This window comes from Rhodopirellula sp. P2 (assembly GCF_028768465.1).
Taxonomy (GTDB): domain Bacteria; phylum Planctomycetota; class Planctomycetia; order Pirellulales; family Pirellulaceae; genus Rhodopirellula.
This window is the reverse complement of the sequence record NZ_CP118225.1, coordinates 6,849,446-6,875,444: the sequence shown is the minus strand read 5'-3', so window position 1 is coordinate 6,875,444 and position 25,999 is coordinate 6,849,446. Positions and strand designations below refer to the sequence as shown.

Annotated in this window: 20 protein-coding genes; 10 read left to right on the top strand and 10 right to left on the bottom strand. The window is 57.5% G+C overall.

Annotated features, from left to right (window positions below):
* The first annotated feature begins 55 nt into the window (after positions 1 to 55).
* Together PSR62_RS24110 and PSR62_RS24105 are read left to right on the top strand one after the other, a co-directional pair.
* Complete coding sequence (locus tag PSR62_RS24110) at positions 56 to 1,675, top strand: sulfatase family protein (protein WP_274408294.1); 1,620 nt, start codon at positions 56 to 58, stop codon at positions 1,673 to 1,675.
* 41 nt (positions 1,676 to 1,716) lie between these two features.
* Positions 1,717 to 3,243, top strand: a complete 1,527-nt coding sequence (locus tag PSR62_RS24105; RefSeq protein WP_274405504.1) for a sulfatase-like hydrolase/transferase — start codon at positions 1,717 to 1,719, stop codon at positions 3,241 to 3,243.
* A 27-nt stretch (positions 3,244 to 3,270) separates the two neighbouring features.
* Here PSR62_RS24105 and PSR62_RS24100 read toward each other — a convergent pair whose 3' ends face one another.
* Positions 3,271 to 3,933, bottom strand: coding sequence for a hypothetical protein (locus PSR62_RS24100; RefSeq protein ID WP_274405503.1), 663 nt, complete (start codon positions 3,931 to 3,933; stop codon positions 3,271 to 3,273).
* A gap of 154 nt (positions 3,934 to 4,087) precedes the next feature.
* Here PSR62_RS24100 and PSR62_RS24095 point away from each other — a divergent pair, with 154 nt between their 5' ends.
* The gene (locus PSR62_RS24095; RefSeq protein WP_274405502.1) at positions 4,088 to 4,840 is read left to right on the top strand and encodes a tetratricopeptide repeat protein; all 753 of its coding nucleotides are present in this window, start codon (positions 4,088 to 4,090) and stop codon (positions 4,838 to 4,840) included.
* A gap of 7 nt (positions 4,841 to 4,847) precedes the next feature.
* Here the strand turns inward: PSR62_RS24095 and PSR62_RS24090 are convergent, their stop codons facing one another.
* From PSR62_RS24090 to PSR62_RS24070, 5 genes are all read right to left on the bottom strand, one after another.
* On the bottom strand, positions 4,848 to 5,819 hold the full coding sequence (locus PSR62_RS24090) for an ion transporter (RefSeq protein WP_274405501.1): 972 nt from the start codon (positions 5,817 to 5,819) through the stop codon (positions 4,848 to 4,850).
* Positions 5,816 to 6,388 (bottom strand): DinB family protein, encoded by a 573-nt coding sequence (locus PSR62_RS24085; RefSeq protein ID WP_274405499.1) that lies wholly within the window; start codon positions 6,386 to 6,388, stop codon positions 5,816 to 5,818. The genes PSR62_RS24090 and PSR62_RS24085 overlap by 4 nt, the downstream gene beginning before the upstream one ends.
* Positions 6,388 to 7,722 (bottom strand): leucine-rich repeat domain-containing protein, encoded by a 1,335-nt coding sequence (locus PSR62_RS24080; protein WP_274405498.1) that lies wholly within the window; start codon positions 7,720 to 7,722, stop codon positions 6,388 to 6,390. Before PSR62_RS24080 ends, PSR62_RS24085 begins: the two co-directional genes overlap by 1 nt.
* 145 nt (positions 7,723 to 7,867) lie before the next feature.
* Entirely contained in the window at positions 7,868 to 8,347 is a 480-nt protein-coding gene (gene tadA, locus PSR62_RS24075) for a tRNA adenosine(34) deaminase TadA (RefSeq protein WP_007325362.1), read from the bottom strand.
* Positions 8,344 to 9,048 carry a family 16 glycoside hydrolase gene (locus tag PSR62_RS24070; RefSeq protein ID WP_274405496.1) on the bottom strand — a complete coding sequence of 235 codons (705 nt, stop codon included), beginning with the start codon at positions 9,046 to 9,048 and terminating at the stop codon, positions 8,344 to 8,346. Before PSR62_RS24070 ends, tadA begins: the two co-directional genes overlap by 4 nt.
* A 188-nt stretch (positions 9,049 to 9,236) precedes the next feature.
* Between PSR62_RS24070 and PSR62_RS24065 the strand changes: the two genes are divergently transcribed.
* Complete coding sequence (locus PSR62_RS24065) at positions 9,237 to 9,659, top strand: VanZ family protein (RefSeq protein ID WP_274405495.1); 423 nt, start codon at positions 9,237 to 9,239, stop codon at positions 9,657 to 9,659.
* Positions 9,660 to 9,766: 107 nt separating this feature from the next.
* On the opposite strand, the gene PSR62_RS24060 is transcribed toward PSR62_RS24065, so the two are convergent.
* The 3 genes from PSR62_RS24060 to PSR62_RS24050 form a co-directional block, all read right to left on the bottom strand.
* A complete protein-coding gene (locus tag PSR62_RS24060) occupies positions 9,767 to 9,964 on the bottom strand; it encodes a hypothetical protein (RefSeq protein WP_274405494.1) in 198 nt (65 codons plus the stop codon).
* On the bottom strand, positions 9,961 to 13,005 hold the full coding sequence (locus PSR62_RS24055) for a VWA domain-containing protein (RefSeq protein ID WP_274405493.1): 3,045 nt from the start codon (positions 13,003 to 13,005) through the stop codon (positions 9,961 to 9,963). Before PSR62_RS24055 ends, PSR62_RS24060 begins: the two co-directional genes overlap by 4 nt.
* A 203-nt stretch (positions 13,006 to 13,208) precedes the next feature.
* On the bottom strand, positions 13,209 to 14,747 hold the full coding sequence (locus tag PSR62_RS24050) for a nucleoside permease (protein WP_274405492.1): 1,539 nt from the start codon (positions 14,745 to 14,747) through the stop codon (positions 13,209 to 13,211).
* 521 nt (positions 14,748 to 15,268) lie between these two features.
* On the opposite strand from PSR62_RS24050, the gene PSR62_RS24045 reads away from it, so the two are divergent.
* Together PSR62_RS24045 and PSR62_RS24040 are read left to right on the top strand one after the other, a co-directional pair.
* Positions 15,269 to 16,621, top strand: a complete 1,353-nt coding sequence (locus PSR62_RS24045) for a rhomboid family intramembrane serine protease (protein WP_274405491.1) — start codon at positions 15,269 to 15,271, stop codon at positions 16,619 to 16,621.
* Between the two features lie 138 nt (positions 16,622 to 16,759).
* Positions 16,760 to 17,920 carry a hypothetical protein gene (locus PSR62_RS24040; protein ID WP_274405490.1) on the top strand — a complete coding sequence of 387 codons (1,161 nt, stop codon included), beginning with the start codon at positions 16,760 to 16,762 and terminating at the stop codon, positions 17,918 to 17,920.
* Between the two features lie 294 nt (positions 17,921 to 18,214).
* On the opposite strand, the gene PSR62_RS24035 is transcribed toward PSR62_RS24040, so the two are convergent.
* Positions 18,215 to 19,009 (bottom strand): type 1 glutamine amidotransferase domain-containing protein, encoded by a 795-nt coding sequence (locus PSR62_RS24035; RefSeq protein WP_274405489.1) that lies wholly within the window; start codon positions 19,007 to 19,009, stop codon positions 18,215 to 18,217.
* A gap of 460 nt (positions 19,010 to 19,469) precedes the next feature.
* Between PSR62_RS24035 and PSR62_RS24030 the strand changes: the two genes are divergently transcribed.
* The 4 genes from PSR62_RS24030 to PSR62_RS24015 all read left to right on the top strand — a co-directional run bounded on the left by PSR62_RS24030 (position 19,470) and on the right by PSR62_RS24015 (position 25,929).
* Positions 19,470 to 20,309, top strand: coding sequence for a hypothetical protein (locus PSR62_RS24030; protein WP_274405488.1), 840 nt, complete (start codon positions 19,470 to 19,472; stop codon positions 20,307 to 20,309).
* Between the two features lie 519 nt (positions 20,310 to 20,828).
* Positions 20,829 to 21,992 (top strand): purple acid phosphatase family protein, encoded by a 1,164-nt coding sequence (locus tag PSR62_RS24025; RefSeq protein WP_443217325.1) that lies wholly within the window; start codon positions 20,829 to 20,831, stop codon positions 21,990 to 21,992.
* A gap of 113 nt (positions 21,993 to 22,105) precedes the next feature.
* Positions 22,106 to 23,395: a DUF1552 domain-containing protein gene (locus PSR62_RS24020; protein ID WP_274405486.1), complete on the top strand. Its 1,290-nt coding sequence runs from the start codon at positions 22,106 to 22,108 to the stop codon at positions 23,393 to 23,395.
* A gap of 8 nt (positions 23,396 to 23,403) precedes the next feature.
* A complete protein-coding gene (locus tag PSR62_RS24015) occupies positions 23,404 to 25,929 on the top strand; it encodes a DUF1592 domain-containing protein (RefSeq protein WP_274405485.1) in 2,526 nt (841 codons plus the stop codon).
* The last annotated feature ends 70 nt before the right edge of the window (positions 25,930 to 25,999 follow it).

The following is a 25,999-nucleotide window of genomic DNA, read 5'->3' as shown; positions in this document are numbered from 1 at the left end:
CGGTTCCAAAATGCATTCAGACTCATTCTCCTCCGTTCCGTCGAGCCGAACTTGGATGCACCTGCGGGATGTCCACCGAGGCCTCCTCGGGATTTTTTTGATCGCGCTGGTTTGCTCGACAATCTCGCCTCGCTCGCTGGACGCACAACAGACGTCCGCGGCGATGCCCGTCGACTCGCGCCCGAATGTGATCATCGTCTACACCGATGACCAAGGTTTCGGCGATGTCAGCAGTTTCAACCCCGACGCAAAATTCGCGACGCCCAACATGGATCGTCTCGCGAAAGAAGGGATTGCATTCACCAACGCACACTCCAGCGACAGCGTCTGCACACCCTCCCGCTACGGACTGCTGACGGGTCGCTACAGCTGGCGGACGACACTCAAACGAGGTGTGATGAACGCCGAAGGGAAGTGTTTGATCGCCGACGACCGCATGACGTTGGCATCGTTCCTTCGCGACCAAGGCTACCAAACTGGCATGGTCGGCAAATGGCACCTGGGCATGCAGTTCCCCGGCACGCCGAAGGACCGAGATTGGTCCCAACCCGTTCTCGACATGCCGTTGGACAAAGGCTTTGACCACTTCTTTGGCATTCCCGCATCCCTGAACTATGGCGTGCTGGCTTGGTTCGATGGTCGCCACGCCGCGGTTCCTCCCGAATCTTGGACCGGCAAGAAACCAAACAAGCGTCACGTCGACTATCGCATCATGCCGCCGTACCAAGACACCGAGCGTGAGGCTCGCGGACGATTCAAGAACACCACCATCGAGGTCGCCGATGACTTCATCGACAATCAATGCCTGACCCGCTTCACCGACAAAGCGATCGAGTGGATCACCGAAGTCACAACCTCACCGTCCGCGGAAACACGATCCAACGCCCAGCCGTTTTTTCTATACCTGCCGCTGACTTCACCGCACTACCCAGTCTGCCCGCTGCCCGAGTTCTGGGGCCAAGGCGAATGCGGCGGCTATGGTGAGTTTGTCATCGAAACCGACCATCACCTCGGTCGCTTGCTCGATCACTTGGACGCCACCGGATTGAGCGACAACACGCTTGTGATTCTGACCAGCGACAACGGGCCGGAAAAATCGTGGAAGCAGCGGATCGATGACTTTGGTCACCACAGCAACGGGCCTTACCGAGGTGGCAAACGTGAGATCTACGAAGGCGGCCACCGAGTTCCCATGCTGGCTCGATGGCCCAACGGCATCCAACAACCTGGTCGAACCAGCGATGCACTGGTGGGACAAGTCGACTTGTTGGCGACCGTCTCGGAATTGCTTGGGCAATCACTGCCGGACCACGCCGCCGAAGACAGTCAAAGCTTCGCCTCCATCTTGCTCGACCCTGCCTACGAACATCACCGCGTCCCGTTGATCAATCACGGTGTGCGAGGCGAGTTCGCCATCACCGCTGGTCACTGGAAGTGGATCGCTCCCAATCGGTTCAAGGCCAACGGCGAGCTCTATGATCTCGCCAACGATCCAGCGGAATCCAAAGACATCTCGTCTGATCACCCTCCGATCGCTCGTCGATTGCAAGCCGCAATCACAAAGATCGTTGTCAACGGCCGAAGCACTCCGGGCACCCCCCAGCCCAATGACACTGAATACTGGGAGGACCTCCACTGGATGGATCCTTCCGAGTACCTCCGCCCCACCCCCTGATCCTCATTCCTGCACGACCTCCATCCCCTGAGAGAACCTCTATGCGTCTCATGATCCCTGTTCCTCGTTGGCTCCCTGTTGTCGCGTTGCTTTGCGCAGTGTGTGCCTCGCACGCCACGGCGGCCGATGCTCGCCCTAACTTTTTGGTGATCGTGGTTGACGACCAATCACCGCTCGATCTGAAGATCTACAACCCCGACTCGCCGCTGGACACACCCAACATTGATCGCTTGGCAGCAGCCGGAATGGTGTTCGATGGGGCTCACCACATGGGCGCTTGGTCAGGTGCCGTCTGCACCCCTTCACGCCACATGATCATGACGGGACGCACCGTTTGGCACCTTCCACAGCGGCGTCCCAAAAACGCAAAGCAACGCAATCAGAACCACAGCGTTCGCTACCCGGACGAAAAGCTGGCGCCGAAGGATCTGCCTGAATACACGATGGCGGCGATCTTCAACCGGGCCGGCTACGACACGATGCGAACGTGCAAAAAGGGCAACAGCTACGCCGCCGCCAACGAACAATTCACGGTCGTGCATGATGCCACCAAACGTGGCGGAACAGAGGAATCAGGCAGTGCGTGGCACGGCAAACAAGTCTTGGACTACCTCGCTCAACGTGAGGCGGCGTCCGACGAAGATCCGTTCCTGATCTACTTTGGTTTCTCGCACCCTCACGACACGCGAGACGGAACCCCTGAATTGCTGGCCAAGTATGGAGCAACCAACCACAAAGATCGCAAGTCATTGCCACCGGCGAACCCCAAGCAACCTCCCTTGCCTCCCAACCACTTGGAAGCTCACCCTTTTCATCACGGCCACCCCAATCTTCGCGACGAAGTCAATGTCAGTGGCGTTTGGGAACGTCGTGATGAACGCACCATTCGCAATGAACTCGGGCGAGAATTTGCCTGCAGTGAAAACATCGACATTCAAATCGGCAAGGTGCTACAACGCCTCGAACAGATGGGCGAACTGGACAACACCTACATCGTCTACACATCCGACCACGGCATGGCGATTGGTCGGCATGGTTTGCAAGGCAAGCAAAACCTGTACGAACACACTTGGCGAGTCCCCTTCATCATCCAAGGGCCTGGCATTCCAAAGGGAAAGCGTGCGATCGGGAATTTGTACCTCCTCGATTTGCTGCCCACGCTCGTTGACCTCGCCAAGATCGAGCGTCCCGAAACCCTGGAGGGAAAGTCCTTGCAACCCGTTATCCGAGGCGACAAAGAGGTCCTTCGCGATGTCCTCTACGGCGTCTACTGCGGCGGGACCAAACCAGGCATGCGGAGCGTGAAGAAGGGCAATTGGAAACTGATCAAGTACGACGCGTTGGACGGCAAAGTCCGCGAAACACAGTTGTTCAACTTGGCCGCCAATCCGCTGGAGTACCTGCCCGAACATCACCGTGAATCGGAACTCGAAACGGACCTCGCAGAAAACCCAGCCTACGCTGAGAAACGTCAGGAACTGGAAGCGTTGTTGCTCTCCGAAATGCAACGACTGGACGACCCGTATCGGCTTTGGGATCAACCTCAAGTCGCGGAAACCAGTCGTTGATCCGATCGGCCAGAGCCAACGTCTGGCTCACTTTCGAAAAAACGCGAGTCCGCCGCCGACGATCCAGGCATCCGATTCGCGTCCATCCGTGGTGACCCAGTAGCGTCCAAACCCGGTCAACCGCGCGTGTGGCGTCCACCAAAAGTGGGCGCCCACCTCGGGATAGATCGACGCCATCGTCAGATCGTATTCGGTGTCTTCCTCACCGCGTTCGTCTGTGATTCCATCGTCGTCGTTGTCGACTCCATCGTCGTCCGCCTCGACGGTTTCCCAGTTCATCCCGGCGTAGCCACCGATCCCCACAAAGGGCGCCAATCGGGTTGGGGTTTGCAATCGCAATCCGGTGTCGAGTCCGATCGAAGCTTGGTCCCAGCCCGCTGCGGCTGAGACCGAAAGCCGCTGAGTGAGGTATGAGGTCAAGTAGTTTTCGTTGCCCATGTCTGCCACAAACCCAGCTCCCGTGCGGGATCGATACGCCGCTCCGGCAGAAACGTAGGTCCCCTCGGCCCCGTTCAGGAACCTGGCATCGCTGGCCTGTTTCACCTTGCCAAGCGGGTCCGACTTGGGAGCGCCGTCGGCGTACTTCTCAGCGTAATCCGGGTGTTCCATCGCCCATCGCGAATGCGTGATCCCCGTCGGCAACCGACACCCGGAGGATGCCAGCAAGGCACTTCCCAGGGCGAGCCACACGATAGGATGGAAGCTTGTTTTCAAAAAATCGTCATCATTGAATTCGTTCGAACGATGGTCACTGGACCGGTTCACCCTCGGCGATATCAAATCGTCACCCCCCAACACAAGCCTATGCCACTTTTTGTTCCCGTTCCATTCCAACATGCTGACCATGAGCCACAGTTTTCACCTCTCGCCCCGAGTCCTTTTCTCGACCTTCGCGCTCACGCTGTCGTGCGTTGCGATCCATCCAGTGCATGCGCAACAGCCCAGTATCGATCACTCGGCCCGACATGAGCGTGCGATCGAACAATCCCAGGCGAACTTGCGGCCCGCTGATCCCGGTGCGTCGAATCGATTGGTGGCATTGGCGGATGCGTTGCTGCGTGCCGGACAAGTGAACGATTCCATCCCGCACTACGAGCGGGCGATTGAGCAATCCCCTGACATGCAGCCATACCTATGGCAGTACGGCATCGCCTTGTTTTTCGCCGGACGTTTCGAAGACGGGCGAGAATTGTTCGAAGCCCATCGACGGGTGAATCCCAACGATGTTGAGAACGCGGCCTGGCATTTTCTCTGCGAAGCCAAAGCCAACGGCATCGACTCCGCTCGAAAACTGCTGTTGCCTGCACCGGGAGATCGGCGGGTGCCGATGTCGGAAATCCTTGACCGCCTGCCTGGCGGTGACGCGGCGGCCATTGAATCTGCCGTCAATGCAATCGACCAACCTGGCTCCAAGCAATCCGCTCGCTTCTACGCGGATCTCTACCTGGGGATGATCGCCGATGCAGAGGGCAAACCAGCCGCCGCGCAGCGGTTCATGCAGCAAGCTGCCGCTTCACCGCTGTCGCACTACATGGCGGATGTGGCTCGTGTTTACGCCAAACACTTGCAGGACTCGACCGAGCCAGACAAACGTTAGCAATCACTCAGCCGCCGTTGGGTTTCGATGCCTGCGATCCATCCGGGCTCGACACCGTAGGAATCACATCGTCCAAGCGATGGCCGCAGCGGTCACAGTGGACGGCGCCTGCTCGGTGATTCGACAACCCACATTGCGAACACGGATGACGCTCCGTTGTGGTCGCCAGTTTGCTCGACAATTCCGCGCTGACAAATCCCGTCGGCACGATGATCAGCGAGTAACCAAGCAGGATCAGCGCGGCAGAGATGATCTTCCCGATCGTGGTGTGCGGCACGACATCGCCGTAACCCACTGTCGTCATCGTCACGATCGCCCAGTACATCGACTGTGGAATGGAGGTGAAATCACTGTCGTGAGAATCCCCCATCAGCACCGTCTCGATCTGGTACATCAGCGTGCCACTGATTGTGACCGCGACCAAAACGACGGCCAAAAAGACAATGATCTTCTCGCGTGATTTCCAAACCGCGTCGGACAGTTCATCGGCCTGGCTCATCATTCGCCAAAGCTTCAGCACCCGGAAAACTCGTAGCAAGCGAACACTGCGTAGGATCACAAACGACTTGGCCGAATACTCGACAAACAGAGTCAGATAGCTCGGCAAAATGCTGAGCAAGTCCACGATGCCCCAGAAGCTGAACGCGTACTTGAGCGGATGACGCACGCAGTACAAACGCAGTGCGTACTCGATCGTGAAGAGAATCGTAAGGATCCACTCTGCGACTAAAAACCAAGTCGAGAGCGGGCTGATCGGTTTTGTGGAACCAGGCTCCCGTTGCAAACCGTATTCGGGAACCGTCTCGATCGCCACCAAGGTGATGCTGGCAATGATCGCGACCAGCAATGCGATGTCAAACCCACGGCCAAGTGCTGAGTCGGCTTCGAAGATCACATCGTAAAGCGTCTGCCGGGCACCGGGTTCCGCCGGACGCTGAATCAATCGACGCCGCAACACTTTTTCGGCCGCGGTGCTCATGCCATTTGGGGGCCGCGAGAAACTTGGATTTCACATCGTTTTTCAATGATCTCCAAGTGATGCAGCAAGTGGCCGGCCGCCACCCAGGCCATCCCACGAACGCTGATCCGGTTGCCGTCGACGGTTCCAAGGTTGTCCCACGCCGTGGGATTGATTCGTCGCAGCAACGTCGTGTTGGCTTGCCGGCAGAAGCCCAGCTCGGAGATCAACTCTCGCATGTTCCCCAGACCAAAGCGAGCCGCGGCGTAGGCGTTTTCGTCCCAAGCCGGCTGGTTGCCTTGATCTCCTGCCGCGATTCGCAACATCCGGTCGCCGGCAATTCGTTCCGCGTCGACACAGTGCTCAATCACTTGGCGAATGGTCCACGCGTAGGGTTTGTGAACCTTGTCAATCTGTTCGGCCGAAAGACTGCCCGCCAGCTCACAGACCCAGTGCAACTGGTCATCCATGGCTTGCAAGATGCATTCCCCGGGGACACGACGGGCCAATTCACGGTGGTAGTCGATCGACAGTTCGCCTTCGCCGGGCCGGCGGCTCTTCGAACGAATCGCGGAAGCGTTGGCTTGCATCAGTTTTCAAACTCAATGACTTGGAGGTCGGGGTGGTTCTCGGCCAACGCGTCGATCACGTCGAACCCGATGCTGGTGTTGGCAACGTTCATGCTTTTGAGATTGGGCAGCTTGGCCAATTCCAGAAAGCTCTCGTCGCCAAGTTGGGTCCCAGCAACATTCAGTGTTTTCAGCTTGGTCATCTTCATCAGCACAGGCAACGACTCGTCGGTTATCGAAGTCGACTTCAGATTCAACTCTTCCAAGTTGACGAGTTCCCCGAACCCGGCCAATGTTTCATCGTTCGTCTTGGTCTCCCAAAGCCCGAGGTACGTCAGGCCGGTCAATTTGCCCAACTGAGCAATGCCTTCAGGAGACGCCAAACGGCATTCCGAGATGTCGACGTACGTCACAACGGGCAACTGTGAGATGACTTCCAGTCCTTTGTCATCAACCGAAGAATCGCGAAGTTCGAATCGTGCGAGGGCTTGGTTGTTGGCGATGTGCTGGATGCCTTCCCCGGTCACGTCACAACCACGAATCCGTAGACGCGTCAGCTTGGACAGACCTTTCAGTTCAGCCATCGCGGCATCGTTGATCTTGGAATAGTCACCCTGCAACTGTTCCAATGTCGGGGTCTGGCCCAGCATTTTCATTGTCGGACCATTGATCGTCGTGCAGTAGTTGAAGTTGATGGACTTGAGCGGCAACGGAGCAAGTTTGACCAAGCCCTCGTCGGTCACCTTGGACTTTTCCAACTGCACATCGGCCAGCGTTTTGATTTTGGCGAGCGAATCCATGCCGGCGTCTCCGATGTTGCTGTTCCGTAAATCGATCGCTCGCAATTTACTCAACCCGGTGAGCAACTCCATGCCTTCGTCGGTCACACCGGTGCGGCGCAGGAACAACGCTTCCAAGGTCGTCATCTTGCCCACCGTTTCCAGCGTCTGGTCCGTGATCGCGGTGTCCGTCAGCGTCAGGCGTTTCAGTTTGGCGAGCGAAGTCAGATTCTCCATTCCCGCATCGTCGATGCCAGGGCCATTGAAGGTTGCGATCAGCGTGTTCGGAATTCCGCTGAGGTGCGGCAGGGATTCCGCGATCCCGCCTTTTTGGTTGGCGATTGAAAACTCAACGACGTTGCCCTCGTCGTTTTTCGTCAGGATGTACCCGGCCTCGGTCAGTGCGGCGACTGCCTCGGGATCGTCTGGCGTGGCTTGAGGCGGAACGCTGACAACGGTCTCCGCGACTTCAGGCGTCGTTGCGTCCTTGCCGGCGTTGGAGTCAGAGCGAGAACAACCGGTGAGGGTCAAACCGCCGACGAGCAGTCCGGTCAAAAGCGAACGATGAAAGGTCATGGGCCGAGGGTTGGGGCAAGAGGACAAATTCAGTTTCATTTTGGCGAGGGCAAATTGCCACGGGAAAGGTTGGGAGGGAGGCTGTCAGTCATGGTGGACTGAGAAGGCCCTGCATTCTAGCGTCGATTGACTTGGACTTCTTCCCCTACTTTTTGCCCAGTGCACGCTTGGCAGAGAAGAACTCGGTTAATAAATGGCCGCACTGTTCGGCCATCACGCCATGCGTGATTTCGCAGCGGTGATTGAGGCGAGAATCCGTCAGCACTTCGTACAAACTGGTCACCGCCCCCGCCTTGGGATCGCTGGCCCCAAAGACCACTCGCGGCACGCGAGCCTGCAGGATCGCCCCGGCGCACATCAGGCAGGGTTCCAACGTCACGTACAAGGTCGTTTGTTCCAACCGCCAATTTTCGATCGAAGCCGCCGCCTGCGTGATTGCGATCATCTCCGCGTGCGCCGTGGGATCATGCAAGGCTTCTCGCTGGTTGGCAGCCGCGGCAATCGCGGTTCCCGAACGCACGATGATCGCTCCCACGGGAACCTCATCCTCCAGCGCGGCAGACTGAGCCATCTCGATCGCCCGCTGCATCCAGTGACGATCAATGTCCAAGGGATCCAAACTCATGGGTTTCCCGCCGGTGTGGCTGTGGAGGATGCTTGGCTCGACGATTCTGTTTTTTCAGTGGCTGACTCATCGTCCAAATGGCGGATCTGGAGGCCCCGGATTTCGCTCTCGCATTGAAAATTCGCGATCCCCAACGGCAGGCAGGGATCCATCTCGATTCGGATGTCAAACGTGTGCTCGGATCGGTTCACGCTGGACCATTCTGAATTGTCGATCCACGTGGTCACGTTTTCTTTGTCGACTCGAATCCGGATGTCGTACCACTGCTCGTTTTTGAAATCTTTGTATCCGGTGGTCTCGTTGCTCGATGCGTCATTCCCGTCAATGCTGCTGATTCCAACCACACCGCCGCCCCAACCCCCCAGCACAAAACTGCAGTGTTCTTTTCCCACTGGGAACGTCACGGCTGCGAAAAAGTCGAAGCCATCGGTTCGCCGAGCCTGCAGTTGCAGCTCATAGTTCTCAAGAGGAAACTCGCCTGTCCAGCGGATTCCGGTCAGCGGGTCGCCCATCCCCAGACGGAACAGCTCACCGGTCACAGGCTGCTTCGCCGAGCCTGCCTCCGACTTCTTCTTCCCTTTTTCTCGTGTGATTCCGCCGTCCCCACCAAAGTGGGCTTCGTCCCATTTTCCTGCCAATGGATGCCATTTGACCTCTGATTTCGCGGTGTTTTCTGCTCCAGCATCATTGATCGCCGCCACAGGGGGAGTTTCCCCGGACTGGCAATATGCAGAAGATGGGGCAAGTGCGAGCACGAGCGTCGCCAAGAATGCCCGCGACGCCGGAAACGAAGCCAGATTGATCGAAGGAGTGGATTGCGGACGCACGATAGAGACCTTTAGCGAACGAATTGTCATAGACGCCCATTGTCCTCGCGAGAGCACCGCTGATGCAACCGGTCACCAAATTTCGACTGCTCGGTTTTCGCTTGGCCGTGATCGCTTTGGTTGCCTACTGGGTTGTGATTTTCGTGGGCACCCATCTGCCCAAGATGCCCCAGTCACTTCCGTCGGTGAACGATAAAGTGATGCACTTCACGGCCTTCTTTGGGTTGGCGATGTTGCTTTGCTACTGCACCAACTCGGCTCGTGTCTGGCGTCGCTTTTCAATCATCGTGGCAATGTGCTTGGTGTACGCCTGTGTCGATGAACTGAGTCAGTCGTTGGTTCGAGGCCGGCATTCGGACCCGATGGATTTCTTGGCCGACGCTGCAGGAACCCTGGCCGCCGTGTTCCTGTACGCAGCTGTTCGCTGGGCCTGGCTGAGCCACCGCGAACGCTCGGATTCGCTCCGCTCGCCATCGGCGACCTGAGATCGCGGGAGCAAATCGAGACGGATTGAGCGGTGAGACGCAAGCCACCCGGTGAGGAACTGGAGGGCTCTCGCCCAGCCGCTGCTTCACGTGTTGTTCATGCGAACCTACGCGTAGATCGCAAATAAGATCGGCAATCCAATGCCGACCACCGAATGCAAGGCGATTGCAAACCAATACGGCCCTGGCGATTTCTCGCGTTCGACAACCATTTTGTCGGCTGCCCAACCAAGCATCGCGCACCCGGTGAACAGTTCCAACCCGATGAGCAGCAACGCGAACGCGGTGAACACCAACATCATCATTTCTTCTTCGCCCGTCGCTTGGCCTCGAGCAACCGTTCGGTGTAACTGGCTCCTGAGGAGTCAGCTTGGCCGTCGCTGGATGAGGTTGGCCGCGACGCGTCCTGAGGATCAGTCGGCCGCCCCCGTGGCGAATCCAAGCCTTCGATGTCGGGCTGTTTTGAGCCCCTAAGGTCGATCGATTCCGGTTCAAACCGCGGACTGGCTCGTCGTTGTTTGTTGATGTCTTCTTTGGTTTGACGCAGTTGATCCAATCTCGCGACCGTTGCCGTTTCAGGTTGGGCATCCCCGGCCATCCGTTTCCACCACGTCTTTAAAAATCCAAACCGAATCGCAACACGCCGCACCAAAACGTCGGTGAAGAAAAATACACAAGCCGCCAACACAAACCATGGCCAGGCATCACGAATGCGACGGGCCAACGGCAATCCACCACGGAACGTGTCCCGCGATAAGAGGGCGTCGTCCAAGGTTGCTTCCAGCGGTTCGGTGACGATCCCGGCTTCGCCTCCATCCGGTTTCATCGAGGCCAACTGAGCAATCAAGGTTTCGTTGGTTTCGCGATACCGAAACTCTTCGCTGTAAGGCACCGTGACACCTGCAGACAACGGCGCGTTGCCTTGCCCCGGAATCACGTTGACGAAGTATGTTCCCGCTCGATCGATCGGAAACGAACCCTCGTAGCGCCCCGGTGCGGTCTGTTCCATGTCCAGCATCAATGGCTGAAGGTCAGGGTCCAAAACCGACCCCCCAACTTCCAAGAAGTTGAGGAAGGAATCGTCATCGTCGAGCGCGGTCACGATCACATCGATCATGTCATCGCGCACCTGGGTTGCCAGCGAGAATTGACCGGTGTCACCGGTGGGACGCATCAACCAACGCACCAATTGCGAATGCAATTTTTCATAGCCGGGCCACCCGGTCCAAGCATTCGTCCAGCGGGCCCCGGCATCGGTCGTGAGCACCGCAGCACGTCCCAGCCCGTAGGTCCAGGTGGCCAAGACCGTCGCGTTTTCTGGGGTGCTGGGTTTGGGGGATTGAGCGATGACCTGCACCAGCGGGCTGTCTTTGACCTGTGTCATGACAAAGCCGGTGATCGGCGGAAGCGAGTCCAGCCCGTCGACGACCGGGTGCGGGAAGACGATCTTCGGCGTGACGCCGCCAGGTGGCTCGTAGATCAACGGCCGAGTCACCCGGCGAGCTTCGCGCTGAAAAATACCGGGCAATGCACGTCCTGACTTGACCGCGTAGTACTTGCCGCCGGTGGACCGAGCGATGTCCTGCAGTCGTTTGCTATCAGACAGCCCGTGGGATTCCACCGCCACCGTGCTGATCGTGATGCTGTTGTCTTGGAAGGCTTGGATGACACTGTTGGTCGGGGCTCCCGGGTCACCATCACTGATGATGATCAAATGCTTGACCGAAGCATCGGTGCGAACCAACCCCGCAACCGCCATCCGCATCGCCGGATCGAATTCCGGCATGTCGCCTGGTGACATCCGCCCCACCGCCGCCAACATCGCGCGTCGATTGGGGCCGACCTCCAACATCCCTTTGGATCCGCCCCACAACCACTTGTCGCCGTTCATGGTCCAGTGAACCACGCCGGCTTGATCCGCGCTGCCAAGCTGCTCAATCGCCGCGATGGAGATCTGCTTTTGCCAGTAGTTGCCCTGAGCCATTTCACTGGCGTGCATGATCAGAGCCAACGCCCCGACACCTTGCACCTTGGTGTTCTTGATTTGGAAGTCGACCGGCATCGCTTTTTCAAGCTCCGTCCCCGTCCAACCGCCTGCCCCCAATGAATCTGGACCGCCGATCATCAGCAACCCGGCCCCGAGTTGCTGGGTGTTTCGAACCAGCATTTCGATTTGGTCATCACTGAAGGAGGTGATCGTTTGAGTTGTGTCGCCCGACACCCTCGCAACGCCGGCCAAGATCACCGCGTCGTAGGGTTGCAACTCGGCCAGCGATCCGAAGAGCTGCGTGGTTGGCATCGGAGTCACTTCGATGTTTGAATCACGCAACGTGGCAATCAGCAATTCAAAATCACCAATGTCCTCTGGCCCGTGAATCAACAGCACACGTCCTTTGCCACGGACGTAGGTGTAACCCGTCGCACTGTTGTTCTGTGTCAGCGAATCGTCTTCGTCGTCATCGGCAATGAATTCCGCTTCATAGGTGTATGCCGCTGGTTGATCGATTTTGTGCTGCAGCGGGAACACGTTCTTTCCCGGTTGCAGCTCCACGGTCTGTTCGAGCAGCAACGCTTCTTCGCCTGCCACCTTCTGTTTGACTCGCAGTCGACCCGTGACTGGTTTCTCTGGGTCGGATTGCTTGGCACCCTGCCGATCCACCACGATGCGTGCTTCGAAGGGTTGGCCTTTGCGAATGTTCGTCGGCAGATCGATTTTTTCGACCAGAACTTCTCCACCGGCCTCTTTCAGCACCGGGACCACGTCGATCCCAATCCCCGCGTCCACAATCCGGCTGCCGATTCGGCGAGCTTCGCCCATGTTCTCGTTGCCATCGGTCACGATCACGATGCGGCGTGACGTGTCCTCGGGCATGGATGCCTGAGCGAGATTGAGTGCCGTTTCCAGATTGGTCGCGTCGGTGCGTTCCAGCAAACTTTCCAGACGACGAATCGGCGGCACGTTGTCGTCGTAAGGCGGGATCTCGATCATCGCATCCCGACCGAAGACGATGATCCCCGCGCGGTCACCACGCGTTGCGTTTCGGTGACGGCGAACCGATTCGATCACGTAATCCAGCATCGCCGTTCGTTTCGCCGACGGAATGCTTTCGCTCTGATCCAGCACGTACATGACCGTGATCCGGTCGCTGGTCCAGACCAGTTGCACGCCGGCAAGCGCCGCCACGATCGCCGTCCAGACAACGGTCCGGACGATCAAAGCAAAAAACCGTCGCCAAGCCCCCAGCACGCGCAGATGCGACCATCCCATCCACCACAACAACGGCAACGCCGCCAACCACCAAAGGTAGTCGGGCGATTCAAAACCGAGGCGAAAAGGAAATGTCACGAAACTGCCCTGGATGGCTGAATAGCCCCGTGAGGCTGGGAACCCCTGAGAGGCCGGGGGAAACCTGAGAGGCCGGAAAAGCGATCGTCATCCCACTCGGTGCAGCGACCTGGCAATTGCCTTGTCGCCCACACCCATCGCTCCATCATAACGCAGGATCCCATGGCGGGGTCCGGCGGTGCTGGGACCTGATCGCCAGCTGATCAAACAGAGGTGTCCGATGGAACGGGCTCTGCTGCAGATGCTTCGGCCGCGTCCGGCTCGGTTTCGGTTCGGTCCCAGAATGTCACGGCAAAGACAACGAAGATGATCGCCGCCATGATTGCAGGCGACAACCAAAAGTCCTTCCATTGTCCCATCGTTTCCGCCAGGATTCCCGCATCGAGTCCCTCGGGCAAGGCTCGCGAGAACATCTGAGTGAAGGATTCGAGGAACGACAGGGACGTCGATTCTCCGCGCGCATCGGCCAACGCTTCCACGTAAGTCGGCGAGGAAGTCACCTGCTGACCGTAACTTCCGAACGTCAAGTTGAGAGGGATGAAGCCGAACAGGTCTCCTCCCGCCATGATTCGATAGCCAAAGAACATCCCGACGCCTTGAGTCAAAAACACCAACAACCCCTGGGCTTGGCCGCGAATGCCAAGCGGGGCTTTCTGGTCGGTGTACATGAACCCCGTCACAAAGAAAAAGTCATAGCAAATGCCGTGCAGCGCGACCGCGGCGAGCAGCATCCATGTGACTTGATCCGGTGCTCCGTACGCGAACAGAGCGTAACGCAATACCCAACAAGCCATCCCGACCAAGATCATCACCTTCACGCCTAAACGGCGGAAGAAGAACGGGATCAGCAACATGAAGATGATTTCGGACATCTGCCCGATCGTCATGGTCGCTGCGGGTTCCGCGAATCCGGTTTGGCTCAAGTACGTGGCCGTCATGCCGTAGTAATACGCCAACGGAATACAAATCAACGTGGAGCAAGCTGCGAAGATCAGGAAGTTCCAATCTTTCAGTAACGCAAATGCATCGACCATGAACAGCGACCGCATGTCCATCGGCTTGCCTTTGAGCGGCGGCGGTGTGTGTGGCAAAAAGAAACACAACACGCCCAACGCGAGCGAGCTGACCGCACCCAGCCAAAAGATGTTGTATGACGACGACCACCCCAAGATCCCCACCGTCAAACCGGCAGCGATCCAGCCGATCGTGCCCCACACGCGAATTTTGGGGAAATCGTTTTGACTGGGGATGTTTGAAAATGCGATCGTGTTGCCGAGTCCCAGCGTCGGCATGTAACACAGGAGGTATGCCAAGATCATCCAGACCAGAGTCTTGCCCGCCGTGTTCTCTTCAGCTTGCGAGGCACTGAAAGCCCCCGCTTCGTAGGTTCCTGCTGCACGCATGGCATCGGCGGTCTCATTGGCAAATGCCGAAGCGTTTTCGGCCATTCCCGGGATCAGCAACATGATGCCGCCGCCAACCAACATCAGCGATCCCATCACACGTTCGCTGGCGAAGAACCGGTCCGCGACCAACCCCAAGAACAGCGGAGCAAAAATCGCGGCAATCGGAGCCGCCTCGTATGCTCCGCCGATAAACGCCCCCAGCAAATTCGAATCCATCGCAGCGGACAGGCTTGCGAACCAAGCTCCCCAAGCGAAGAACTGGAGGAACATCATCAGCGACAACGATGGAACGATCCATCTGGCGGCGGACTGGGAGTTGGATTCTGCGTCTTGCATTTGAGTCAGCACTGGGAAACGAGGCAGGAGCTTTCAAGGTGAGCTTTCCGTCTGCGGACGGCACCCTCGCAAGTGGGGGAGTCACGAGATGGCGACCGCGGATCGGCCCATCTTAAGACAATTCGCAGGAGCCGTGTCTCGGCTCAGCCCCAGTTTATTGATTGCCTTCCCAAGCCAAACCGGCTGTTGCGAAGACAGAACGCCGATGCAGACTGTTGGTGGATTCACCCTCGCCTTCCCCTGGGGATCCAGGGCAGCCCACCAGGCGAGCGAGCGGATTGTTTGGGACCCTTGCCAGCGAGTCGTCGAACCGATCGGTCTCCGCGATCCGGCCAAACCCAAGGGGCTTTGCCGTCGATGCGCAAACACCTTGGCGGTCAAGCACGGTGGGCTCCAAGTCCAGTCCATCAACGAGGTGCGCCCCATCACAGGTGGTTTCCTGCCACCACTGGCATCGGTCGCGTTAGACTACGATCGCGGTGGTTGCCATTGCCATTCCTCTTGCTCGAAGGAGACGCGTCGTGTTGTTTGTCCCCATCTCAACCGACGCGCCCATTTATCACTGGCCGATTGCGACGATCAGCTTGATCGTCGCCAATGTGCTCGTCTTCGGTGTTTGCGTGTGGGGGCTGGTCACCGGAAACATTGACTACGAAACGCTGGAACGCTTCGCTCTTTCCTATGAAACAATCCATCCGCTCCAGTGGGTGACCAGCGTTTTTCTGCACGCCGGTCCGTTTCACTTGATGGGAAACATGTTCTTCCTGTGGGCGTTCGGGCTGATCGTGGAAGGCAAAGTCGGTGCGTGGAAGTTCTTGCTCATCTATTTGGGCATTGCTGTTGGCGAATGCATCGTCGAACAGCTGATGATGTTGGTGCTTGTCGGCGAAGGTTATTCGTTGGGTGCTTCGTCCGCCGTGTTCGGATTGATGATGATCGCTTTGATCTGGGCACCTGAAAATGACGTCGAATGCGTTTTGATCTTTGGGTTGTTCTTGCTCATCCGAGCCCTCGCGTTTGAAGTCAAAGTCGTCACGCTCGCGATGCTGTTCCTGTTCTTGCAAATCGTTGAAATGTTCGTCGCGGGGTTCTCTGTCTCATCTGGATTGCTGCACATGCTCGGTGCACTCGTGGGCGCCCCCATCGGCCTTTGGATGCTGCACACGGGTCGTGTCGACTGCGAGAACTGGGACGTGATTTCTCGCAACGAGTGGCTCCAGGAATACGAGTGGCTCTGCCCACCGTCGCGTCGCGAAGCCATTCAGCGTGAAGCGGCCATTGCTTACGATCCTGTGGCGGCGGCCTTGGCGAGCAAGCATTCGCAAGTCGATGCGAATTCCACCTACGCGCAGCGACAATCGGCGTCGGCCACGCAAGTGAAAACCAAGCGTGGGTTCCTTGGCAGGAAAAAGCGAGGTTCCAATGCTCTGGCGGCGGCTCAGGCGGCCATGAACGCATCGCAGTCACACCCCGAGTTCAATCGTTTATCAATGTTGCTACGGCAAGCCATCGCGAGTGGCACCTTGAGTGTGGCGAACTCACACTTTGCGAAGCTGGAGCAACTTGCGATCGCAACGGGTTTGTCTGACAAAACCTTGTTTGACTTGGCCAAACTCTACGCCGCGGGGAAGCAGTTCGTCCCGGCAACGGGCCCACTGCAAATCATCGCGGACCGGGACGGTTTGATGTCAAACGAAGCGCGGTTGCGATTGGCTCAAATCCAACTGAAAGTCATGCGTCGAGCCGACCTCGCAACAGAATCCCTGAACCAAATTCATGTCGACGAAAAGAAGCCCACCGAAGCCCAACAAAAGTCCATCGCCCGCCGCGACCAACTCCTCACCATGTGCCGCGCGGCCGCAACGCCTCCGTGATTGTCAACAAAATTCAAACCCGCTTCCCCTGTTTGGTGCCACCCACCAAAAACTAAGGTGCCAGCCACCTTCATTTGACTTTGCTGATGCGATGCATACGATGCCTTTGTCTTGCCAATTCCACTGGAGAGCAGAGCGATGCCGCGGCCTCAGCGAAGCGAACAGTTTGATCCCAGCGAAGTGGGGATCGTGCACGTGGTCCAGCGATGTGTGCGACGCGCCTTTCTTGCAGGTGTCGACCAGGCGACCGGCAAGGATTTCTCGTTCCGCAGGGAATGGATTCGCCGGCGGATGGAAGCTCTGGCTTCGGTGTTCGCGGTCGATGTGCTTTCGTACGCGGTGTTGAGCAATCACATGCATCAGATTCTCCGCAACCGGCCGGATGTCTGTGCTCAATGGAGCGACGAGGAAGTTGCGATTCGCTGGCTGCGTGTGTTCCCCGGTCGACGCCTCGAAGAACACTTGGCCGAGCCGACTGAAAACGATGTGCAAATGCTGGTTCGCAACAAAGAGCGGCTGACTGAAATCCGTCGCCGCTTGTCAGACATCTCTTGGTACATGAGAGCCTTGGCCGAACCCATTGCCCGACTGGCGAACAAACAGGACGAGTGCACCGGCCGATTTTGGGAAGGTCGCTTCAAAGCACAGAAAATCGTCGACGAGGCAGGCTTGCTCGCCTGCAGCATGTACGTCGATCTGAACCCGGTCCGCGCAGCGCTGACGGCGACTCCCGAGACCAGCCCGCACACCAGTGCCTACGACCGGATCGAAGCTCGCAAGGGCGAACGAATCCCTTCGGCCGCCTTTGATCTGAAACCAATTCCGACGGAAGAAGCCGGACGAGAAATTCGAGAAACGCCGGTCGAAGTTCTTCAGGAAAAACGCAGGGCGAAGCGACGCAATCCAACCGGAAAACGGATCCGGCGAGACGAATGGTTGAGCCCTCTGACGTTGAGCGAGACCAAACTGTCCACCGAACCGCAAGTCCACACGAAAGGCCTCCGCAGCAGCGATCGCGGATTCTTGAACATCCGCTGGAGCGATTACAAACGCTTGCTGGACTGGACCGCGGCGCAACCGATTGCCTGCCAAGCGACTGAACTGCCCAAGCGTCTCGCCCAAACGCTTTCCGAAATCGGAATCGAGGCATCGATGTGGCGAGACTTGGTGTGGGATTGGCAGAAATACTTTGGCAGAACCAGCTGCATCGGTCGCCCTGAATCGCTGAAAGCGGACGCAGAACGAACCGGCCGCCATCACCACCGCGGCCAGGTCCAAGCCGCAGCCTGCTTCGCCTGAGCAGCAAGCCCGAAACAGTCGCCATCCTTCGCAGTGGTGCATGGGCCGACGGAACAGTTGGGGACAACTGTTCTACTCTGCTGCGCTCAATCGATCGCACTCACGAGGCCGGCGTCTCCGAGCAGTCGATCAAGTTGGCAAAATGCCATCAAGACAGCGAAGTCGGCTTCAATCCGCCAAAGAACAAGCCCAAAGTCTCGCATCGTCCAAATCCACAAGGTGGCTGGCACCTTATGAAAAGGTGAAGTCTACAAGGTGGCTGGCACCATGTGAGAGAAGGTAGCCGGCGTTAGATCAGCGTCCTTTCAAGACGGCTTCGAGGATTCGTTTCCCAACTCCCTCTGCCGAAGCCGGGTTTTGACCCGTGATTAGTCGGCCATCCGCTACCACGCTCGATTGAAAATTGGCTGCTTTTTGCATTGTCGCGCCACGTTGACTGAGCGAGCTGGAGAGCAGGAATGGAACCGTGTCGGCAAGCCCCACCGCGCGCTCTTCATCGTCCGTGAACGCTGCCACCGTTTTGCCATCGACCAGAAACCGGCCGTTGCGAAGCTTGACATTCACGAGCGCAGCGGGACCGTGACACACGGCTGCAACCACACCACCGGAATCATATTGCTTCGCGAGGATCCGTTGCAGCGTTTCGTTGTCAGGTAAGTCCCACATCGCACCGTGGCCGCCGACGACCAAGATCGCCGAGTAGTCAGATGGATTCACTTGAGCAATCGGCCTCGTCGATGCGAGTTGCTTGCGAACTTGCGGGTTCGTCCAGAACTGGTTGACCACTGGATCCTCCAGCTTCAACGCATCGGCTGGAGGTTCGCCGCCCTTCACGCTGGCGAATTCGACGGCGATGCCCGCATCGGTCAACACTTTCCAAGGATGAGCAGCCTCGGGAACGTAATAGCCGGTTTTGCGATCCAAATCGCCCATCTTGGAATGACTCGTCAACACAAACAGGACAGGCTGAACATCGACGCGGGAAGCATCAGGTTTCGTAATCGAGGACTCCGTTTGAGACGAAGCCGTCAATTGAAACGATGAAAAGATCGTTGCTGTGGAAAGTGCAATCAAAAGGAGGCGTTTCATCTTGTTTCCTTTGGAGGGGCAATGTGGATTTCAGTCGAAGATGCCTTCCATCACAGAGGCGAATTAGCGAACGATCAAGCGTTCGCCGGTGCGGAAGTGCCAATGCAGACGTTGGCCCAGTGACATCACCGGACCGAGTCGACGCGGCACCGCGTTTGTTCAATGCCGTCGGCGTGGATCCACCCGCCAAAATTTGCAATTCTTGGTTCGATTCGGTAGGCATTTTCATGCCGTCGGAGTGATCGCCGATAACGGGAGCACTCAACCAACAAGCGACCGTCCGATCGTTTCTTGGATCCTCCACTCGATTGAACTCCGCTCTGAGTGAGAGCAGGAACGGGGTGCGGGGGCAAACGGATCGCACTGCATTGAGTATCATGCGTCGCCCATGAATACACCGCTCTCGCCCCCACCCGTATCAACCGACAATTCCGTGTCCCCTGGCAAAGGGGGGCAGAGGATGCTTGGTTCTGTGCCAATGCTGGTGTGTTTGCGACTGGTGGTCGTGGTCCAGTGCGTTGGGTTGGGTGGACGCTATCTGTTTTCATCGCTGGAAACGGAAAGCGATGTCTATGGCTGGTTGTATTTCGATTGTCACTGGTCGGAATCGCTCGCTCAGTCGATCGACAACGCAGGGGCTCTGATGACTTTGGTCGCCGGTGGCATCTTTTGCTTGGCCGGCTGGCTGATGTGGAAAATGCCGAGTGAATCGCGATGGTTCAACGTTGTTCGCAAGCTCGATCAGGCGGCCGCGGGATGGGTTGCCGTTTGGATGCTGTTGATCGCCGCGGCGCACATGATGCGAGCGGCGGTGTTCGCGGAATTGTCGCTTCCAGAACATGCCGTCCGCTACGTCGCGCCCCTGGCACTGGCCGTTGGTGGGGGAGTCAGTGTCGCGTCTTGCGTTTCACCGGCACGGATTCGATTGGCGGTGATGATGTTGACCGTCGCGGCCTCGTTCACTTTCGCGGCGCATGGGTACAAAGCTTACGCGTGTTACGCCCCGTTCATCGATCTGATTCTGCTGTCAGAGATGCAGTGGACAGACATCGGTTTCACTCAGTCGACGGTCGAGAAAATGTTGGTCTTGATCGGCGTCGTGGACATCCTTGTTGCCGCAGTGTTGCTGATCATGCGTTCGCGTGTCGCGGCGTTTTACATGGTCGTTTGGGGCTTGGTGACCGCGGCGAGTCGCATGACCGCTCTGGGCATCGAAGCTTGGCCGGAGACATTGATTCGAATCGCCAACGGCGGCGTGCCACTCGCGATCTTGATTCATTGGACGTTGAACCGGAAGTAGCGTTTGCTCCCCGTTCCCGAGATGTCCTTCATCACGCGTGGCTGCTGCAAACTGACCGACGGAATGGGGAGGACATGCGCTTCGATGAAGTGGCGACCGGAACTTGTTCAGCCTCAGCAGGTGAGTCAGCCATCGAGCCTTCGCTCACGGATTTCGGAAACCGGACGCGGACACGGTCCGACCATCCAGGTTGTGCCGAACCGCTGCCGCACACGTGCGAGGGAATCGTCCGAAAACAAGTTCGTGGTAGCGGAATGGCGAGAGTCGCCGGTTGCGTCATCGGAAGGCTCACGCCCTTGCGCTCTCATTTGAAGTCCCGGAAATGTTCCCGAACGTTTCCGTTGCCAGGTCATTTGGAGGTTGGTGGCTCCAGCGACTAGAATGTAGACTCCTCAGCTCCTACCGCGTTTGCTGCTGCATTCGGCAGCCCATGCACCCCCACCCACCGATTGGCCTGATCCGCAGATGAAATCTAGGAAATGTACGCGCACGCTGGTTCTTGGCCTTTTTTGCAGTCTGATGTTGGGAGGGGGGGCAGTTCACGCGGACGCTCCTCTGACGGGAACCCAGCCAGCCCAGTGGCGAGTGATTTGGACCGCTGACCCGGCGACCAAGGCCACGGTCTCCTGGAGCACCAAGGAAGCGGGGAGTTCGCACTCCGTTCGGTTCCGCGTCCGAGGCAGTGATGGGAGCCCCGCGGAGCAATTGGCTGAATCCGGACGCTACACCGGCGGCGAATTTGAGTCGTATTACCACCACGTTCACTTGACGGACCTGCAGCCCGCGACGGCGTATGAAGTGCAGATGGTCAGCGACGGGAATGAGTCGCCTGTGTTCTACTTTGTGACGGCTCCGGCGACGGACCGCGAATTCAGCATCTTGCATGGGGGAGACTCCCGGTCCGATCAAGACGCCCGCCGGCGGATGAACAAGATGATCGCCGGGTTGGTCGTCGATTCCTATGCGAACGAGGACTTGGCCGATGATATTTTGGCTCTCGCTCACGGAGGAGATTACATCGTCACGGGAACCAAGATGAAACTTTGGTCGATGTGGTTGTCCGATCATGAATTGACGACCGCGGCGGATGGTCGGTTGCTGCCGATCATCCCTGCCCGAGGGAACCACGACAAAGGAAAACCGTTCAATGAAGTGTTCGGTTTCCCCGAGGGTGATTTGAATTACTACGGGTTTGACATCGGGCCCCAGGTTCGCTTCACGACGTTGAATTCCGAAACCAGCACGGCGGGAGATCAGGCACAGTGGCTGAAGACGGAACTGAAGGAATCGCGTCCCACTCATCGCTGGTTGGTCGCTCAGTACCACCGCCCGGTTTTTCCCGCGGTCAAAACACCTGGTTCCGGTTTGAAAAGTTGGGTGCCGTTGTTTGAGAAGTACAACGTGGATTTGGTCTGCGAAGCGGACGGGCACAACATCAAACGCACCGTCCCAATCCGTGATGGAAAACCAGATGAAACCGGCGTGGTTTACATCGGCGAAGGTGGCTTGGGCGTGCCGCAGCGAACTCCCAAGCCGGACCGATGGTTTCTGGAGTCGCCGGGGATGGCTGATCAAGGCAACCATGTGTTTGTCTTGAAATTCACGAAGGACGCATTGCAAGGCACCTGCTTGCTAGAGGGCGGCACGGTCCGGGACCAGTTCACTCTCTCGGTCCGCCAGTAGGCGATTTGTTCTTTAAAAAACGACTCCTTGATTGAGTTCAGGAAGCCAGGTCTCACCTGCGGATGAGGACTGGCAAATGAGGATCCGCTTTTCAACTCGAGTAGAATGCGAACATGACACAACCAAAGAATCTCGGCCGGCGTCGTTTTGTCATTCGTTCCCTTGCTGGGTCGCTCGCGCTGCCAGGACTGCCGTCGTTGATGGCCGGTACCGTTGATCGCAACTCACCGGTTCAGGCGACTCGTGGCACGGGCACCGGGACTCGTCGGTTCGTTGCGGTTGGGAACTTGCTTGGCTTCCAGCAAAAACACTTTTTCCCGGAAACGCCTGGACGTGATTTTGAAGAGACAAGGCTCTTGAAGCCGTTGGCAGGAAATCGCGATCACATCAATGTTTACCGTGGTCTGGATCACGGGATTCGCGGCGGGCACTTCGCTGTGCACACGTTTTTATCGGGGGTGCTCCACCACGAATCCAAGCATCGTCGCGACGGCAATGTGACCATTGATCAATTTCTCGCGGATGAAATTGGCAAGCAAACTCGGTTTGCGTCGTTGACAGTGGGATCAGAAGGCGGCATTCATGGCGGTTGTCAAATGTCGTGGACCAAATCTGGCGTCCGCGTGCCACCGATCACTGGACCCGCGGAGTTGTTTGACCGTCTGTTCATGACGGAGTCGAAGCAACGGCGATCTCAGATGGTCAATGAGAACGCTTTGCAAGCGTCGATTTTGGACTCCATCACCGAAGAAGCAGGGGCGCTTTCGAAGCGTGTCAATCAAGAGGACCGCTCGAAGCTCGACGAGTACTTCAGCTCGATTCGCGAAGTCGAAAAACAACTGGAAGTCCGCCGACGTTGGGCGGATCAGCCGAAACCGGAAGCTCCGTTTGAGAAGCCAGCGGACACCAACACGGTGGACGATCTCCCGATGTTGTATGAGCTGATCTCGCTCGCGTTGCAAACAGACTCGACACGGATCGCGACCCTGGAAATCGGTGGGAGTTTCTTGCCGCAAAATCTGGGAATTGACAAGTCCTATCACAGCCTTTCGCATCACGGCAACGACGAGGAAACGGTTGCACATCTGCTCACGCTGGAAACTTACCAACTGGAACAGTTTGGAAAGTTTCTGACGCGTCTGGCGGGGATTCAGGACGGCGAGCAGACGTTGCTCGACTCAACCGCGGTGCTCTTCGGAAGTGGCATGGGCAACGGCAGTTCTCACACAAACTCGGATTTGCCGATCGTCTTGGCCGGTGGCGGTTACGGTCGCGGTGAGTTCAAGAAAGTCGGATCGGGCAACCGGAATAAAGTCCCTCTGTGCAATCTGTATGTCGACATTGCGCAGAAGATGGGGGTCCAAACGGATTCGTTCGGCACCAGCACCGGGACCTTCTCGTAAGCGTGATCATGAAGCCTCCGATCCATTCGTTCCGATCCCTCTCGCTTTCCGCGACTTGGATCCTGTTTTCTGTTTCATACACGCCGGTCTCCTTCGCTGTCGAAACCGACGCGGAGACGGGCGTCGACAATCCATCGATCGTCGCGGACTTTCTGGGGAAGCACTGTCTGGAGTGTCATGACAACGCTTCGGCTGAGGGAGAACGTGAATTCGAGTCGTTCAAGCTGCCGATCTCGTCGGAGCAGCAACTGATCACGACGGATGAGATCATCGATCAGGTGACACTGAAATTGATGCCGCCGGAGGAATCGGAGCAGCCAACGGATGAGGAACGCTTGGCACTGCTTCATCAGTTGCGAGCAAGCGTTGACCAGGCACGCGAGTTGTTCCGAGGTTCCACGGGGCGGACCGTGATGCGTCGGCTTTCGAATCGCGAATACGAAGTCACTTTGGCGACTTTGTTTGGTCGTCGCGTTGACACGCTGGGGCTGACCGCGGACTTCCCCAAAGAAAACACAAGCCACCATCTCGACACCATCGGCGAATCCCTGGTGACGTCGGGTTTTTTGCTGGACCAGTACTTCCAGGCGGCCTCGCGATTGGTGGAAACGCGGCTCGGCAAGCCGGTGATGGAGCCAGAATCATGGCACTTCACCGACAACTTTCAGCAGTACGAAGAGCTGACGGGCGCTCACCGAGCGGTCTTCAAGTTCCAGTACCTGTGCCTGTACGAGCAACCCAACACGGACACGCGACAAGGTGGCTACGGGCACATCGAAGACTTCCTCGAAGGTGTCCCTGTGTCAGGGTATTACGACATTGAAGTGAATGCCCAGGCGATGCATCGCGACACGCATTACGATGCAAAAATCTACCGCATCGATCTTTCGGAACCCTTTCAGATCGCGGTGGTTCCTGGGGATGCCACCAAGGGGCACATTCATTACCCACAAGCGATCGAGCCGATTCTAGCCAGTGCCGTTGTTCCGGATGAGCAACCGGAGTGGTTGTCGTTTCGGGTCTGGCTCGAGGCCGGGCAAACACCTCGATTCATTTTCCCCAATGGCCCGTATGAGTCACGGGCCTCGGTGATCGAAACCAACCGGCGTTACAAGGACGAGTTCAAGAATCCCAAAGAAGGTGTCAGCCGCACCACGCTGCTTCGCGAGGGGAAGTTGCCGCACATTCGGATCGGCGAGATCAAAGTCCGAGGGCCGGTGGAAGAACCCAACGGCAGCGAGGAAGAGCGTGCCGTTTTTGGAAGCAAGGGATTTCAAGAAGATCATGCACTGGATCAATTGTTCGCGTTCGGGCAACGAGCCTACCGTCGCACGCTGGAGCAGTCCGATCGTGATCGGATCGAGGCGATGTACACCCAGCGATTGTCAGAGGAGGCGACCCCGCGACAGGCCGCACTCGACACGCTGAAGATGATCTTGTGCTCGCCATCGTTCCTCTACCTCAGTGAGATCACACCGGAGGAGGAAACGCTGTTGCGTCCCTTCGACTTGGCATCGCGTCTCTCCTATGCACTGTGGGCCGCACCACCGGACGAAGAACTGTTTGAAGAGGCCAAATCGGGCAGGCTGACCGAACCAGCTGTTTTGAAGAAGCAAGTTCAGCGAATGCTTCGATCAGAACGCTCCAACGAGTTCGTGAATGGTTTTCTCGATAGTTGGTTGAACTTGCGCGACATTGGGAATCTGCCGCCGCCACGAAAGTCTGTCCCAGACTACTACGCCGAGAACCTGCCCGAGTCGATGAAGCAAGAGGCGCGTCTGTTCTTCCGGCATCTCCTGGATGAAAACGGGCCAGTGACGGATTTGTTGGATGCGGACTACTCCTTCGTGGACAAGAAGCTAGCCAAGCTCTACGGGTTGCCAGAGAAAGAAACGTTGCGGTTGGCCGATGGATTTCAACGTGTCAGCCTGGCGGAGAACCGCCAGCGTGGCGGTGTGTTGGGAATGGCCGGAGTGCTGACCGTCAGTGCCAATGGTGTCGACACCTCGCCCGTGACTCGCGGTGTCTGGGTGCTCGAAAATATCCTTGGAACGCCGCCGCCTCCACCACCGGACGAGGTGCCGACCATCGATGCCAATGTGAGCGGGTCGACGACGATCCGAGAACGCTTGTCAAAACACAGCGAAGACAAAGCCTGTGCGGTTTGCCATCGCAACATTGATCCACTGGGCTATGCCTTGGAAACTTTCGACCCAATTGGTCGCTGGCGAAGCAAGTATCCCAAGGCCAAAGGGAAAGGCATTGCGGCAAAAATTGATGCGACCGGCAAATTCCCTTCTGGTGAAGAGTTCAGCAATTTTGCTGACTTCAAACAGAAGCTGCTGGAAAGCCGACAGGAGCAATTCACTCGCAGCTTGATCGAGAAGCTGCTCGCATACTCGACGGGGCGTCACATGGACCGCGCCGACCAATACGAGATCGATGACATTTGGGAACATGTCCAAGCGGACGGCGGCGGACTGCAAACGATGCTGACCGAGGTTCTGACCAGCAAACTGTTTCGATCCCGCTAAGGCGCCCGTTGATTCCTTGGTCTGATGTAGAATTGGAGGTGGCTGGTGGCGTTTGTCTTCCGTGCCAACG